Source organism: Arthrobacter sp. BPSS-3 (assembly GCF_044628475.1).
Classification (GTDB): Bacteria; Actinomycetota; Actinomycetes; order Actinomycetales; family Micrococcaceae; genus Arthrobacter.
The window spans coordinates 64,386-79,365 of the sequence record NZ_JBIMMV010000010.1 but is presented as its reverse complement, the minus strand read 5'-3'; the positions used below and the strand labels follow the sequence as shown (position 1 = coordinate 79,365).

The 14,980-nt window shown below is 69.1% G+C and carries 10 protein-coding genes and 2 tRNA genes; 9 read left to right on the top strand and 3 right to left on the bottom strand.

Annotated features, from left to right (window positions below):
• Window positions 1–75: 75 nt before the first annotated feature.
• The 3 genes from ACFVY3_RS15255 to ACFVY3_RS15245 all read left to right on the top strand — a co-directional run bounded on the left by ACFVY3_RS15255 (window position 76) and on the right by ACFVY3_RS15245 (window position 3,535).
• Window positions 76–3,081: a UPF0182 family protein gene (locus ACFVY3_RS15255; RefSeq protein ID WP_400160350.1), complete on the top strand. Its 3,006-nt coding sequence runs from the start codon at window positions 76–78 to the stop codon at window positions 3,079–3,081.
• Between the two features lie 126 nt (window positions 3,082–3,207).
• A tRNA-Met gene (locus ACFVY3_RS15250) sits at window positions 3,208–3,281 on the top strand.
• 180 nt (window positions 3,282–3,461) lie between these two features.
• Window positions 3,462–3,535: transfer RNA gene (locus ACFVY3_RS15245), tRNA-Met, on the top strand.
• 115 nt (window positions 3,536–3,650) lie between these two features.
• On the opposite strand, the gene ACFVY3_RS15240 is transcribed toward ACFVY3_RS15245, so the two are convergent.
• The 3 genes from ACFVY3_RS15240 to ACFVY3_RS15230 form a co-directional block, all read right to left on the bottom strand.
• Entirely contained in the window at window positions 3,651–5,075 is a 1,425-nt protein-coding gene (locus tag ACFVY3_RS15240; RefSeq protein ID WP_400160349.1) for a cryptochrome/photolyase family protein, read from the bottom strand.
• A 179-nt stretch (window positions 5,076–5,254) separates the two neighbouring features.
• Window positions 5,255–6,043 (bottom strand): PspA/IM30 family protein, encoded by a 789-nt coding sequence (locus ACFVY3_RS15235; protein ID WP_290255714.1) that lies wholly within the window; start codon window positions 6,041–6,043, stop codon window positions 5,255–5,257.
• Between the two features lie 123 nt (window positions 6,044–6,166).
• Complete coding sequence (locus ACFVY3_RS15230; RefSeq protein WP_400160348.1) at window positions 6,167–8,224, bottom strand: TPM domain-containing protein; 2,058 nt, start codon at window positions 8,222–8,224, stop codon at window positions 6,167–6,169.
• A 263-nt stretch (window positions 8,225–8,487) separates the two neighbouring features.
• Here ACFVY3_RS15230 and ACFVY3_RS15225 point away from each other — a divergent pair, with 263 nt between their 5' ends.
• The 6 genes from ACFVY3_RS15225 to ACFVY3_RS15200 all read left to right on the top strand — a co-directional run bounded on the left by ACFVY3_RS15225 (window position 8,488) and on the right by ACFVY3_RS15200 (window position 14,931).
• Window positions 8,488–10,083, top strand: coding sequence for a S1C family serine protease (locus ACFVY3_RS15225; RefSeq protein ID WP_400160347.1), 1,596 nt, complete (start codon window positions 8,488–8,490; stop codon window positions 10,081–10,083).
• Window positions 10,084–10,335: 252 nt separating this feature from the next.
• Window positions 10,336–11,136, top strand: a complete 801-nt coding sequence (locus ACFVY3_RS15220; RefSeq protein WP_400160346.1) for an electron transfer flavoprotein subunit beta/FixA family protein — start codon at window positions 10,336–10,338, stop codon at window positions 11,134–11,136.
• A gap of 11 nt (window positions 11,137–11,147) precedes the next feature.
• Window positions 11,148–12,098, top strand: a complete 951-nt coding sequence (locus ACFVY3_RS15215) for an electron transfer flavoprotein subunit alpha/FixB family protein (RefSeq protein ID WP_400160345.1) — start codon at window positions 11,148–11,150, stop codon at window positions 12,096–12,098.
• A 4-nt stretch (window positions 12,099–12,102) separates the two neighbouring features.
• Window positions 12,103–12,882 carry a PIG-L deacetylase family protein gene (locus tag ACFVY3_RS15210; protein ID WP_400160344.1) on the top strand — a complete coding sequence of 260 codons (780 nt, stop codon included), beginning with the start codon at window positions 12,103–12,105 and terminating at the stop codon, window positions 12,880–12,882.
• Between the two features lie 70 nt (window positions 12,883–12,952).
• Window positions 12,953–13,486, top strand: coding sequence for a gluconokinase (locus ACFVY3_RS15205; protein ID WP_290255708.1), 534 nt, complete (start codon window positions 12,953–12,955; stop codon window positions 13,484–13,486).
• A gap of 35 nt (window positions 13,487–13,521) precedes the next feature.
• Window positions 13,522–14,931, top strand: a complete 1,410-nt coding sequence (locus ACFVY3_RS15200; protein WP_400160343.1) for a gluconate:H+ symporter — start codon at window positions 13,522–13,524, stop codon at window positions 14,929–14,931.
• The last annotated feature ends 49 nt before the right edge of the window (window positions 14,932–14,980 follow it).

Here is a 14,980-nt window from a genome sequence, read left to right as displayed (position 1 = left end):
GCCTCCGTGCCGCTCGTGGCACAAGAGACAACTGAAAAAACAGCAGCACCGACGACCAGCTATGAGGTATCGAGTTTGTCCCGTCCCAGCACCGTCCCACCCGGAAGGCAACAGCAGCGGCGAGGCGCCCTAACGCCCACGCTGATTATTGTGGCCCTGCTCGTCGTGGGCTTCATCTTCTTCGCCAATGTGTGGACGGACGTCCTCTGGTACCAGCAACTGGGCTACTTCGAAGTCTTCGTGACCGAGAACGTGTCCCGGATCCTGATCTTCCTGGCGGGCTTCGCGGTGATGTTCGCGGCCATGTTCTTCGCCATCCGCATCGCCTACACCGCCCGGCCCGTCTACGCCCCGGACTCCGAGATCCGGGACAACCTCAACCGCTACCAGGCCCAGCTCGAGCCGATCCGCCGCGTGGTCATGATCGGCCTGCCCGTCCTGTTCGGCCTCTTCGCCGGCAGTGCGGCCGCCAGCCAGTGGCAGAAGGTGCTGCTGTTCCTGCACCAGAAGCCGTTCGGCCAGAATGATCCGCAGTTCAACCTGGACATCAGCTTCTACATGATGACCCTGCCGTTCCTGGGCTTCGTCACCGGCTTCCTGATCAGCGTCGCCGTCGTCGCCGGCATCGCGGGGATCCTCACCCACTACCTCTACGGCAGCATCCGGCTGATGGAACGCGGCGTCTTTACCAGCCGCGCCGCCCAGATCCACCTGGCCGTCACCGGCGCGGCCTTTCTGCTGCTGCTGGGCGTGAACTTCTGGCTTGACCGCTACTCGGCTGTGCTGAACAACAGCGGCCGCTGGGCCGGCGCCCTCTACACGGACGTCAACGCCGTGATCCCCACCAAGGCGATCCTCGCCGTTGCCGCCGCACTGGTGGCCGTGCTCTTCATCGTCGCAGCCGTGATCGGCAAGTGGCGCCTCCCCGTCATCGGCACCGCCATGCTGGTCATCACCTCCATCCTGGCCGGCGGCGTCTACCCGTGGGTCATCCAGCAGTTCCAGGTCCGCCCCTCCGAGCAGACCCTGGAAAAGACCTACATCGAGCGCAACATCGCCATGACCCGGGCCGCCTACGGCCTGGATAAGATCCAGGAAAAGCGCTATGAGGCCACGACCAACGCCACCACCGGCGCGCTGGCCCCGGACGCCCAGACGACGGCGAACATCCGCTTGCTGGACCCGAACCTCATCTCCGATGCGTTCTCGCAGCTCGAGCAGTACCGGCCGTACTACCAGTTCCCCAGCACCCTGAACGTGGACCGGTACGAGGTCAACGGCAAGATCCAGGACACGGTGATCGCGGTCCGCGAGCTGAACCCCAGCGGCCTGGCCAGCAACCAGCAGTCTTGGCTGAACAAGCACGTCGTCTACACCCACGGGTACGGCGTCGTCGCGGCCAAGGGCAACAAGTTCACCGCCGACGGCAAGCCCGACTTCCTGCAGTCCGGCATCCCGTCTACCGGCGTCCTCGGCACCGACACCACGTACCAGCCGCGGATCTACTTCGGCGAAAACTCCCCGGACTACTCGATCGTCGGCGCCCCGGACGGCGCGCCGCACCGCGAGCAGGACCGCCCCGCCGCCAAGGAGGGCGACGCCGGCACGCAGTACACCTTCACCGGCAACGGCGGCCCGAACGTGGGCAGCTTCTTCAACAAGATCCTGTACGCGGTGAAGTTCCAGTCCTCCGACCTCCTGCTCTCCGACGGCGTCAACGCCGATTCGCAGATCCTTTACGACCGCAGCCCCAAGGACCGCGTGGAGAAGGTGGCCCCGTACCTGACGGTGGACGGCAACGCCTATCCCGCCGTCGTGGACGGCCGCGTGAAGTGGATCGTGGACGGCTACACCACCAGCCCGTACTTCCCGTACTCCCAGCAGGAGCAGCTCTCGGACGCCACCCGGGACTCGCAGACCTCCGCGGGCCGAACCGCCGCGCTGCCCAGCAGCTCGGTGAACTACATCCGGAACTCGGTCAAGGCCACGGTGGACGCCTACGACGGCTCCGTCACCCTCTACGCCTGGGATGACCAGGACCCGGTCCTGAAGGCCTGGCAGAGCATCTTCCCGTCCACGCTGAAGCCGTACTCGGAGATGTCGGGTGCGCTGATGAGCCACGTCCGCTACCCGGAGGACCTCTTCAAGGTCCAGCGTGAGCTGCTGGGCCGGTACCACGTGACCAACCCGGACAACTTCTTCACCAACAACGATGCATGGAGCGTTCCGAACGACCCCACGGTGAAGGACGACGGCGTCAAGCAGCCTCCGTTCTACATGTCGCTGCAGATGCCGGACCAGGACAAGCCGGCCTTCCAGCTCACCTCCTCGTTCATCCCGCAGGTGGTCAACGGCAACGCCCGAAACGTCCTCTATGGCTTCCTCGCCGCGGACTCCGACGCCGGCAACCAGAAGGGCGTGAAGGCGGACAGCTACGGCCAGCTACGGCTGCTGCAGATCCCGCCGGAGGCCAACGTCCCCGGCCCGGGCCAGGCGCAGAACAAGTTCAACTCGGACCCCACGGTGTCCCAGGCGCTGAACCTCCTCCGGCAGGGCGCGTCCGCGGTGCTCAACGGCAACCTGCTGACGCTGCCGGTGGGCGGCGGCCTGCTCTACGTCCAGCCGGTCTACCTGAAGTCGACGGGGGAGACCTCCTACCCGACGCTGCAGCGCGTGCTGGTGGCCTTCGGCGACAAGATCGGCTTCGCCCCGACCCTGGACGAGGCGCTGAACCAGCTCTTCGGCGGCAGCTCCGGCGCCACCGCGGGCGACGCGGCGAACAACGGCCAGACACCGGCGACGCCGGGCCCGGGCACCGGGACCACCCCGCCCACCGGCGGCTCGAACGCCAACGCGGACCTCAAGGCGGCACTTGATGACGCGAACAGCGCCATCAAGGCCGGCCAGGAGGCCCTGGCCAAGGGCGACTTCGCGGCCTACGGCGACCAGCAGAAGAAGCTCTCCGCCGCCCTGCAGCGGGCGATCGACGCCGAGGGGAAGCTGACGCCGCCGGCCAGCGGCGGCGGCCCCTCGCCCACGGCGTCGCCGACGGCGACAACCTCGCCCTCGCCCACCAAGTAGCCGCGGGCCTCGTGGCCGGCCTCCCGTGACGGGGCGCCGGCCACCCCGGGATCGGGGCGGTGCGATGCAGATCACGCCGCCCCGATTTGGCCCCGCGTTCACCGGCAGGTAATGTTGTTGGTGCGACGCGGGGTGGAGCAGTTCGGTAGCTCGCTGGGCTCATAACCCAGAGGTCACAGGTTCAAATCCTGTCCCCGCAACTGGAGAGAAGTCCGGAACAGAAATGTTCCGGACTTCTTGCTTTAACCGGCGTTTTCGGATTCGAGGCCCGGGTTCGGAACCACGGGCCGGGACTCCGGGTCCAGGAGGGGGACGCCGAGGGGGATACCGGGGACGGTGGTCGGGGGCGGGCCAAACGTAGGGTAGGCTTGATCATGCGACGCGGGGTGGAGCAGTTCGGTAGCTCGCTGGGCTCATAACCCAGAGGTCACAGGTTCAAATCCTGTCCCCGCAACAAAGGAAAGGCCCGGATCCATTGAGGATCCGGGCCTTTCGCGTTCCCGCGGCCCTGCGGCCCGGTGCGCTGTTCCGGGCCGGGGCCGGGACAACACCGCCCGGGCCCCCGGCGGTTAGCCGTCCTTGAGCTTCTGGTACGACTCCAGCGCCCGGGCGCGGGACTCGGGCAGATCCACCACCGGCTCCGGATAGTCCCCGGCGCCGTCCGCGGCCTTCCACGGCTCGTGGATGGCCTTGTCGTCCAGGCCGGCCAGCTCCGGGAGGTAGGCGCGCAGGTAGCGGCCCGCGGCGTCGAACTTCTTGCTCTGCGTCACCGGATTGAAAATCCGGAAATAGGGGGAGGCATCCGCGCCGGAGCCGGCCACCCACTGCCAGTTGGCGGGGTTTGAGGCGGAATCGGCGTCCACCAGCGTGTCCCAGAACCATTCCTCACCGGTGCGCCAGTCCGCCAGCAGGTTCTTCACCAGGAACGAGGCCGCCGCCATCCGGACGCGGTTGTGCATCCAGCCGGTCTGCCAGAGCTGCCGCATGCCGGCGTCCACCAGCGGATACCCGGTCCGGCCCTGCTGCCAGGCCCGGAGGTCCGCCGCGGAGGGCTTTTCCCAGGCGAAGCCGTCGAACTCCCGCCGGAAGTTGCGGGTGGCCAGCTGGGGATTCTCGTACAGCAGCTGCCAGCAGAATTCCCGCCAGCCGATCTCGGAGCGGAACACGCCGACGTCGGCGGGGGCGTGGTGCGGGAAGCGGGAACGCAGGGCGTGCCAGACCCGGAACGGGCTGATCTCGCCGAAGCGCAGGTGCGGGGAGAGCCTGCTGGTGCCCTCGACGCCGGGCCGGTCGCGCCCGGTCCCGTACTCGGCCACGGGGCCGTCCAGGAAGGTCTCCAGCCGCTCGTGGGCGCCCGCCTCGCCGGGGGTCCACTCCTTGGCCAGGCCCTGGCTCCAGTCCGGCTGCTGGGGGAGGAGCTCCCAGTCGGCGAGGGTGTCGGTGGCCGGCAGCCGTCGCTCACCGGTCTTGGCGGGGGCCGGGAGCTGCTGCGGGGCGTCCAACGGCTGCCGGGGGTCGTGGGAGTCCAGGCAGGCCTTCCAGAACGGGGTGAAGACCTTATAGGGGCCGCCGGAGCCGTTCCGGACGGTCCACGGCTCGAACAGCAGGTTGGCCTGGAAGCTCTCGGCCTCGAGGCCCTCCGTGGCCGCCCAGTCCTTGAGGCCCGCGTCGACGGCACGCTCCGGGCCGCCGTAGCGGCGGTTCCACAGCACGCGGGCCGCGCCGGTTTCCTTGACCAGGTCGCGGATGATCCGATCCGCCCGGCCGCGGCGCAGCACCAGCCGGTTGCCGGCCTCCTTGAGGTCTGCGGCCAGGGACTCCAGCGAATGGTGCAGCCACCACTTCGTGGCGCCGCCCAGTGGCCGGATGCCGGGGGACTGCTCGTCCAGGACGTAGACCACCGTCAGTGGCCCGTCGGCGGCGGCCCCCTCCGCCAGGGCCGGGTTGTCATCCAGGCGCAGATCGTCGCGTAGCCAAACCAAAGTCGAAGACATGGCTCAACGCTACTGGATGCCGCCCCGCAGTAAGCGCACCGCGGGAAGCACACCGCACCAGGTCCATGACGAGGGGCGGGCGGGAAACGCCCCGGGGACGGCGAGGGCCGGGTTCCGCAGCGGAACCCGGCCCTCGCCGTCGTCGTCCGGCGGCGCGTCACGCGCCGTCGGGACATCGATCAGAGCTTGTCGAAGTCGGCCTCGTCCACGGTGGAGCCGGTGTGGGAACCGTTGCCGGCGCCGAGGGCCTGCTGGCTGCCGCCGGACTTCAGCGCGGCCAGCCGGGCCTCGATCTCGGTCTGCTCGCCGAGGTCCTCGAGGGCGTTGAACTGGGCGTCCAGGCTGGAGGCGGCGAGCTCCTGCTGGCCGCGGACCTTCGCCTCCTCGCGGCGGATCTTCTCTTCGAAGCGGCCCACCTCGGAGGTCGGGTCCATGATGTCAATGCTCTTGAGCGCGTCGTGGACCTGGCTCTGCGCGGCGGCGGTCTTGGACCGGGCCACCAGTTCGTTGCGCTTGCTGGTCAGCTCGTTGAGCTTGTTCTTCATCTGGTCCAGGCCCTGCTTGAGCTTATCCACCACCTCGGTCTGGGAGGCGATGCTCGGCTCGGCGGACTTGGCCTCGTTCTCTGCGGTGATCTGGCGCTGCAGCGCCACCTTGGCCAGGTTGTCGAACTTCTCGGCGTCCACGGAGTCGCCCTTGGCCCGGTATTCGTCGGCCTTGCGGGAGGCGGCGAGGGCCTTGTTGCCCCAGTCCTGGGCGTTCTTGAGGTCCTCGTTGTAGTCATCCTGCAGCATCCGCAGGTTGCCGATGGTCTGGGCGACGGCGGACTCCGCCTCGGCGATGTTGTTGGTGTAGTCGCGGACCATCTGGTCCAGCATCTTCTGCGGATCCTCGGCCTGGTCCAGCAGCGAGTTGATGTTCGCCTTCGCCAGCTGTGCCATGCGGCCGAAAATGGACTGCTTAACCATGGTGCTACCTCTCGTCCTCTCCAGTGGGGTCACTGGAATCGGTGATCTGTGGATGTACTGCCTCTACCCGCCGGCCGGACCGGGTCCGCCGGCGCTAGTCTCTGTGAGCGTGGTCCCGTCCGCTCAGAAGCTGCCGGAGTCGCCGCCGCCGAAATCGCCGCCGCCACCGAAGTCGCCGCCTCCGCCGCCACCCCAGCCTCCGCCGGAGTCACCGCCGCCCCAGCCGCCGCCTCCGCCACCCCAGCCGCCTCCGCCGCCGCCGTGCAGGATGGAGTTGATCAGGATGCCGCCAAGGATGGCGCCGCCCAGGCCGCCGCCTCCACCGCCGCCGCCAAACATGCCGCCCCGGCCGTAGCCCTGGTTGGCGTAGCCGCCGAACTGGTCGACGTCGGCCTGGGCCTGCTGGGCGGCCTGCGCCGCGAGGGCGTGGGCCTGCTGGGCGTACTGAAGAGCCGTGACCGCGTCCGTCCGGGAGATGGACAGGGCGTAGTCGAGGTTGCGCTGGGCCTCCGCCAGCCGGGTCCGCGCCTCGGTGCCGACGCCGCCGCGGCGGGCCGTGATGTAGTCCGAGGTGGCGCTGATCTGGGCCTGGGCGGACATGATGCTCTGCTGCAGCGAGGCCTGGGCCCGGCGGGTCTGTTCCTGCTGGTCGCGGATGCCGGTCAGCGCACTGTCCAGGCTCTGGTGGGCGGCCTCGACCCGTTCCAGGGTGGCGATCGGATCGATCCTGCCGGCCTGGATCTCGGACTTGACCTGGGCCAGGGCCGCCTCGACCCCGGCCACGGGGCCGGCGAGTTCCGGGTGCGCGCCGGACTGGATCATGGCGCGGGCCTGGGCGAGGTCCTGGGAGGTGTCCACGACCGCGGTTTCCAGCCCGTTGCGGGCCTCGTCGAGGTTGGCGGCCACCTTGGTGATGGCGCCAAGCAGGACGTTCGTCTGGTGCAGGCTTTCCTCGGCGGCCCGGACCGCCACGGCGGCCATGCTGGTGTCGCCGGCGTCGAGCTTGTCCTGCGCCGTGGAGGAGGCGTTCTGGACGAAGGCCAGCCGCTCCTTCGCCTGGGTGATGTTGTCCGCCACGGCAGTGAGGGCGCTGTCCGCGTACCGGGCGCGCAGGTCCGTGAGGGACTGTTCGGCCGCGGCGATTTTCGTCTCTGCCTCGCGGGCGCCGGTTCCGACGGCGGCGAGGGCCTGGGGCGCGTTCTTCTCCAGCTCGCGCAGGGAGTCGAAGTCGGCTTTCTGCTCCTGCAGGGATGCCAGGGCGGCCTCGGAGCGGCGGATGATCTCGCCGTACCAGGAGCGTTGCTGTGCCTCGGTGTCGGGGATGTGGTCATCGAGCTGCTGCTGGAGCTTGAAGGACTCGGTCATGTGCGCCTTGGCGTCCTGCAGCGCCTTGGTGAAGTTGCCGACGGCGGCGTCGCCGTACTGGGCCTGGGCGAAGCCGAGTTCCTGTTCGCTGGACTTGATCGCGTCGTCGGCCTCGATCAGCAGCGAGCCGCTCTTGCGGCGCAGCTCGTCCACGCTGAGGCCGGCCAGGGGGTCGAGTTCGGCCTGCTGGCCCTCCCCGGCGCTACCTGCCGTGACGGCCTTCTTCCGGCGGTTGCGCAGGTAGAGGTAGGTTCCCGCGCCGCCGAGCGCGACGACGCCGACACCCACCAGCACGCCGGAGCCGGCTCCCGCGCCGGAGGGCACGGTGCCGCTGCCGCCGCCGGCCGCGTCGCCCGCGGCAGCCGCGGTGTCGATGGCCGCCTGGGCGAAGTCGCGCTTGCCGCCGCCGAGGTTGGCGGCGATGGCGTTCTGGGTGATGGTGCTGGTTTTGGAGTAGATGGCGCTGGCCGAGTTCGGCGAGAAGTAGTATTTGCCGTCGTCGGACATGGTGAGGATGACGTCCGCCCGGCCCATGCCCTTCTTCGTGGCAACCGCCTGCGCCCAGCCCTTCGGGTCCGCGGGGTTTTCGAAGGTCTTTACGGTCACGACGTACAGGTTGTACTTGTGGTCCTTGAGGAGTTTCTGGACCGCGTCCTGGACTTCACCCTTGCGGCTTCCCAACACGTTGGCGTTGTCCACGACGTTCTGGCCGGAGGGGATGGTGACCGGGTCCTCGGCCAGGGCCGGCGCGGCGGGCAGGACCAGCAGGCCGGCGACTCCAACCCCCGCGAGGAAACGTTTCATCATTGACCGCATCTGCAAACCCTTCAGCGCCTCGGTGGCCGGCACGGTCCGTGCCGGTCGTCCCAGAACTGCGGCAGCGCCCCCACGCAGGTGTGAAGCCGCAGGTCGCTGTGGCAATTCCATTTGATTCTATGGTGCCCCCCGGGGGCAGTCCATCGCTGGGAATATGCCACCAGCGAAAAGCCGCGGCGTTCAGGAACCTCCCAGCGAATGTCCGCAGTTGTACCAGTCTGAGCGACCATAGTTAATGGCAGACACGGATGAAAGGAAGTTCCATGACTGAGAACCCACTGCAGGGCGGCTCGCCGGATCCAGCACAGCCGGAGCGGGAGCCGGGCGAGGGCACGGACCGGTACGGCGCACCTGCGCAGGGTTCCGGCCAGGAGAACCCCACGATGCGGATTGACCAGCAGGGCCAGGACGCACCGCGCCCGGTCTACCCGCAGCACCAGCCGGCCTACGGCCAGAACCCGTCAGCCCAGAACCCGTCCCCGCCAACGCAGCAGTTCGGCGCCCCGGGACAGCAGTCGGGCGCTTACGGCGAGCACCAGCACGGCCAGCACCAGAACCAGCAGGGCCACTTTGCCGGCTGGAACGGCCAGCAGGCCCACCCTCAAAACGCTCCCGGTTCCTCGTTCAACCACCCCAACAACGCGCCGCGGCGCAAGGCCGCCTTCGGCGTCCCGGTGCTGATCGCCAGCATGCTGGCGGCAGGCCTGGTGGGCGGCGGCGTCGTGGCCGGCAGCAGCGCCCTGATCGGCGGCCGGCAGGTCTCCTCCACCGGCAGCGGCACCCAGCCCGGCACGGTGATCGTCAATAACAAGGACGACGTCAACGCCATCACCGCCGCGGCGCAGAAGGCCTCGCCCAGCGTGGTGACCATCAAGGCCACCAGCGGCTCCGAGGGTGGCACCGGTTCCGGCATCATCCTCGACGGCGAGGGCCACATCCTCACCAACACCCACGTCGTCACCCTGGACGGCAAGACCGCCAAGGCCGCTGTCGAGGTCCGCCTCAACGACGGCAAGGTCTACAGCGCGAAGATCGTCGGCACGGATCCACTCTCGGACCTCGCCGTGATCAAGGTGGACAACGCCAGCGGCCTGGTACCGGCCAGCCTGGGTGACTCCAGCAAGCTGAACGTCGGCGACACCGCCGTCGCGATCGGCTCCCCGCTGGGCCTGACCGGAACCGTGACGGACGGCATCGTCTCCACCCTGAACCGCACCATCAGCGTCGCGTCTTCCGCCGCCCCCAAGGATGGCGCGGACAACTCCCAGGGCGGTGACCAGGGCTTCCAGTTCGCCCCTCCGGGCGGCGGCCAGGCGCCCAGCACCAGCAACCAGGGCAGCATCTCGATCAACGTGATCCAGACCGACGCGGCCATTAACCCTGGCAACTCCGGCGGCGCCCTGGTCAACAGCAAGGGTGAGATCATCGGCGTCAACGTGGCCATCGCCTCGGCCGGCGGTGACTCCAGCAGCGGCAGCAGCAACGGCAACATCGGCGTCGGCTTCAGCATCCCGATCAACAACGCCAAGCGCGTGGCCCAGGAGATCATCAGCAACGGCAAGGCCAGCCACGGCCAGCTGGGCGTCAGCGTCAAGGCCAAGCCCTCCGGCTCTTCCGCCTCCGGCTTCTCGGTGGGCGCGGACGTCGCGACGGTGGAGCCCGGTTCCGCCGCGGACAAGGCCGGCATCAAGGTCGGCGACGTCGTGACCAAGTTCCAGGACCTGGTCATCAGCGACCCCAACCAGCTCACCGCAGCCGTCCGCGAACAGGCCGCCGGCGCCACCGTCAAGGTCACCGTTCTCCGCGGCGGCCAGGAGAAGCAGGTGGACGTCACCCTGGGCGCAGCAGCCGACCAGTAACAGCGGCCGACCAGTAACACTGGCAACAGCCCGGCCGCAGCGACGGCCGGGACCCGCGCCGGGAAGGGGCCGTCCGGACCGCAAGGTACCGGGCGGCCCCTTCTGACATCCGGCTTAACCCCGGCCGGAAATGGCCGCCGCTATATGGTTAGCTAGGAAGACCCGGCGGCGCCGGGAACCGCTCCCAGGCCACCACCCACCCGGCTGGCTGCCCCCGCACGGAAGGCTGCTGTAGACACAGTGGAAGAACCCTTGAAGATCATTGTGCTGGTCAAGCACGTACCGGACGCCCAGTTCGACCGACACCTCGGCGGCCCGGACAACACCCTGGACCGGTCCGAAAGCATCCTCTCGGAGCTGGACGAGTACGCCCTCGAGGCGGCCCTGCAGCTGATCGAGGCCCGCGGCGGCGAGGCCGCCGGGAACAGAGTCATCGCGCTCAGCATGGGACCCGCGGGGGCCGTCAATGCCATCAAGAAATCCCTCCAGATCGGCGCCTCCGAGGGCGTGCACCTCTCCGACGACGCCCTCGCCGGCTCCGACGCGGCCGCCACCTCCCTGGCCCTCGCCGCTGCCGTCCGACACCTCGGCGCAGACGTGCCCGCGGACCTCGTCATCACCGGCATGGCCTCCACCGACGGGGAGACCTCGCTGGTCCCCGCGCAGCTGGCCGAACGGCTGGGACTGCCGCAGGTCACCTTCGCGGCCAGCCTGGAGATCGACGGCGGCACCCTCACCGCCCGCCGCGAGGGGGACACCTCCGCGCTCACTGTCGAGGCGGACCTTCCCGCCGTCGTCTCGGTCACGGACCAGATCAACGACCCCCGCTACCCCAACTTCAAGGGCATCATGGCGGCGAAGAAGAAGACCATCACCACCCTGTCCCTCGCGGACATCGGCGTCGACCCGGCACAGGTGGGACGCTCCGGCTCGTGGACCGCCGTCGAGACCGCCGAGGCCCGCCCGCCGCGCACCGCCGGGACCATCATCACCGACGAGGGCGACGCCGGCATCCGGCTGGTCGACTTCCTCGCCGCCCAGAAGCTGCTCTAAGGGGATCATCCATGGCACACGTACTGGTTTTCATTGACAACCCGGGCGAGGCGCTGAAGAAGTCCAGCCTGGAACTGCTCACCCTCGCCCGGAGCCTGGGCGAGGCCTCCGCCGCCGTCACCGGCGAGCTGCACGACGGCGCCGCCGCCACGCTCGGCGACTACGGCGTCCACGCCCTCTACCGGCCCTCCACCGCGGACCTGGAGGATTACCTCGTCGCCCCGAAGGCCGCCTTCCTGGCCGCAGCCGTCCGGGAGAGCGGGGCCACCACCGTGGTGCTGGACAACACCGCCGAAAGCCGCGAGATCGCGGCCCGCGCCGGGATCAAGCTTGAGGCCGGGGTCATCACCGACGTCGTCGCCGTCGATCCGGACGGCACCGCCCACAAGCCGGTCCTCGCCGGGTCCTACACCACCACTGCCCGCGCCACCACCGCCGTGGCGCTGCTGACCGTCAAGGCCAACAGCATCACCGCCGAACCCGCCGCCGAGGCCACGGCGCCGCAGACCGCCACCGTCGAGGTACCGGCCGACGCCGGCGCCGCGGCCCGCGTGGTCGCCCGCAGCGCCAAGGCCGCCAGCGGCCGTCCCGACCTCACTGAGGCCCGGGTGGTCGTGGCCGGCGGCCGCGGCGTCGAGGGGAACTTCGGCCCGCTCGAGGACCTCGCGGACGCCCTGGGCGGGGCCGTCGGTGCCTCCCGCGCCGCCACGGACGCGGGCTGGATCGGCCACGACGCCCAGATCGGGCAGACCGGCAAGACCGTCTCCCCGCAGCTCTACATCTCCGCCGGGATCTCCGGCGCCATCCAGCAGAAGGCCGGCATGCAGACCGCCCAGGTGATCGTGGCGGTGAACAAGGACGCCGAATCGCCGGTGTTCGAGATCGCCGACTTCGGCATCATCGGAGACCTGTTCCAGGTCCTGCCACAGGCCACCGAAGAGATCAACAAACGCAAGGGCTAGGCATTTGAACACCACCGCCACATCGGCACAAAGCCCGTTCGACCCGGCGCAGCACCGGATCGGGCGGGTGCTTTGTTTCACCGCGCACCCGGACGACATCGACTTCGGCGCCGCCGGGACCATCGCGGGCTGGACCGCGGCCGGGGTGGAGGTCAGCTACTGCATCATGACCGACGGCGACGCCGGCGGCTTCGACCCGGACACCCGTGATGAGATCGTGCGGCAGCGGATCGAGGAGCAGCAGCGCGCCGCGGGCCTCGTCGGGGTCACCGACATCCACTACCTGCACCAGCGCGACGGCTATCTCGAACCCACCCACGAGGTGATCCGGGACGTGGTCCGGCTGATCCGCACGATCCGGCCCGACGTCGTGCTCGCGATGCACCCGGAACGGAACTGGACCCGGATCCAGAAGAGCCACCCGGACCACCTGGCCGTGGGGGAGGCCGTCACCCGTGCGGTCTACCCGGCCGTGGAGAACCCGTTCGCGTACCCGGAGCTGGCCGCCGCCGGCCTGGAGGCCTACAAGCTTCCCTGGCTGTGGCTCTTCGCCGGCCCGGAGGAGCGGGAGAACCACTTCGTCGATGTCACCGGCCAGGTGGAGCAGAAGCTCGCCGCCATCCACGTCCACGTCAGCCAGCACCCCGACGTCGACGCCATGGACCGCACCGTCCGCGGGCTCCTGCAGTCCACCGCGCAGCGCGGCGGACTGCCGGCCGGCCGCAGCGCCGAGGCGTTCCACGTCGTGGCGGTCAACGGGCCGGAGACCATCGCCGGGTTCTAGTGTTTGTTTGCCCGCCCCCACTGCCATATGCTGACCATGTTTAAATCATATTTATGGAAGGCAGACTTTAATGGCGAAGACTGCGCAGCACCCCGTCCTTGTCATCATGGGCGTCTCCGGATCCGGTAAATCCACCGTCGCGGGCCTGCTGGCCGGGCGTCTCGGCTGGGATCTGGCCGAGGGCGATGACCTGCACCCGGAGTCCAACGTCGCCAAGATGCACTCGGGCCAGCCACTGACCGATGAGGACCGGTGGCCCTGGCTCGAACGCATCGCGGAATGGATCCGGGACCACACCGACTCCGGCCGGCCCGGCGTCGTGACCTGCTCGGCCCTGAAGAAGCGGTACCGCGACGTGCTCCGCGGGGAGGGCGTCACCTTCGTCTTCCTCGAGGGCAGCAAGGACCGCATCTCGGACCGGCTCGCCTCCCGGCACGGACACTTCATGCCGCCGGCGCTGCTGGACTCCCAGTTCGACGCGCTGGAAAAGCCCGCCGCGGACGAGAACGCCATCACCCTCTCGGTCGGCGCGACGCCCGCCGAAGAGGCCCAGGAAATCATCGACCGGCTCCACCTCGAGGCCGCCGGCACCGCCGCGCTCTGACCTTTCCGGCCACCCCCTCCCTTTAGGAATACCCTGTGAAATCTCTTGCCCTGCAGCTTCCCGCTGCCGTCGAGGCCTGGTCCGGCCACGACACCCAACTCCTGGTGGTCGCCGCCGTGGGCATCGCGCTCATCGTCGTCCTGATCGCCAAATTCAAGCTCCACCCGTTCCTGGCCCTGGTCCTCGGTTCCGCGTTCGTGGGCCTGGCCTCCGGCGTCGAACTGGCCAAGATCATCAGCAACTTCGAGGACGGCGTTGGGGGCGTCCTCAAGGAAGTCGGCCTGCTGATCGCCCTCGGCGCCATGCTCGGCAAGCTGCTGGCCGACTCCGGCGGCGCCAACCGCGTGGTGGACACGCTGCTGGCCAAGGCCACCGGCAACCGCGTGGTCTGGTCCATCACCCTGGTGGCCGTCATCATCGGCCTGCCGATGTTCTTCGAAATCGGCCTGGTGCTGCTGCTGCCGGTGATCGTCCTGGTCACCCAGCGGTCCAAGATGCCGCTGATGCGCATCGCCATCCCCGCCCTGGCGGGCCTGTCCGTGCTGCACGGCCTCGTGCCGCCGCACCCCGGACCCCTCATCGCGATCAGCGCCGTCAAGGCCGAGCTGGGCACCACCCTGGCCCTGGGCCTGCTGGTGGCCGTCCCCACCGTCATCATCTGCGGCCCGCTGTTCGCCCGACTCGCCGCCCGCTGGGTGCCGGTGGGTGCCCCCGAGGTTGCCGGCGGCATCGACACCCGGCACGGGGCCGACCTGGAGGGCGTCAAGCGCCAGCCCAGCTTCCTGGTGACCCTGCTGACCATCATCTTCCCGGTGGTCCTGATGCTGCTCAAGGCCGTCGTGGACATCGTCTGGCCGGACCCCAAGACCGCCCCCGCGGTGCGGGTGTTCTTCGACTTCGTCGGCCAGCCGCTGGTCGCCATGACCCTGGCGGTGCTGCTCGCTATCGTGACCTTCGGCTACGCCGTCGGCTTCACCGGCAACAAGATCACCACCAAGATCGGCGCGAGCCTGGGCCCGATTGCCGCGATCCTGCTGATCGTCGGCGCCGGCGGCGGCTTCAAGCAGACCCTGATCGGCGCCGGCGTCGGCGACGCGGTCAAGAAGTGGGCCGAGGGCGCCAACATGTCCGTCCTGGTCCTGGGCTTCATCGTGGCCGTGGCGCTGCGCCTGGCCACCGGCTCCGCGACCGTGGCCACGGTGACCGCAGCCGGCATCGTGGGTCCGCTGGCCAGCTCGCTGACCCCCACCCACGCAGCCCTGCTGGCCCTGGCGATCGGTGCCGGCTCGCTGTTCCTCTCGCACGTCAACGACGCCGGCTTCTGGCTGGTCAAGGAACTGTTCGGCCTGAGCGTGGGGCAGACCTTCAAGACCTGGTCCGTGATGGAGACGCTGATCTCCGTGGTGGGCTTCGGCTTCGTGATGCTGCTCTCGCTGGTGATTTAGCGCCGTTCAACTGATACGAGAAAGCCGCGCCGGTCCCGGAATTCCGGGG

Bases quoted from the DNA above. Each gene is read 5' to 3' on its own strand.
- ACFVY3_RS15240 (WP_400160349.1), bottom strand. From the start codon at position 5,075: ATGTCTTCGACTTTGGTTTGGCTACGCGACGATCTGCGCCTGGATGAC.
- ACFVY3_RS15235 (WP_290255714.1), bottom strand. From the start codon at position 6,043: ATGGTTAAGCAGTCCATTTTCGGCCGCATGGCACAGCTGGCGAAGGCG.
- ACFVY3_RS15230 (WP_400160348.1), bottom strand. From the start codon at position 8,224: ATGCGGTCAATGATGAAACGTTTCCTCGCGGGGGTTGGAGTCGCCGGC.
- ACFVY3_RS15225 (WP_400160347.1), top strand. From the start codon at position 8,488: ATGACTGAGAACCCACTGCAGGGCGGCTCGCCGGATCCAGCACAGCCG.
- ACFVY3_RS15215 (WP_400160345.1), top strand. From the start codon at position 11,148: ATGGCACACGTACTGGTTTTCATTGACAACCCGGGCGAGGCGCTGAAG.
- ACFVY3_RS15205 (WP_290255708.1), top strand. From the start codon at position 12,953: ATGGCGAAGACTGCGCAGCACCCCGTCCTTGTCATCATGGGCGTCTCC.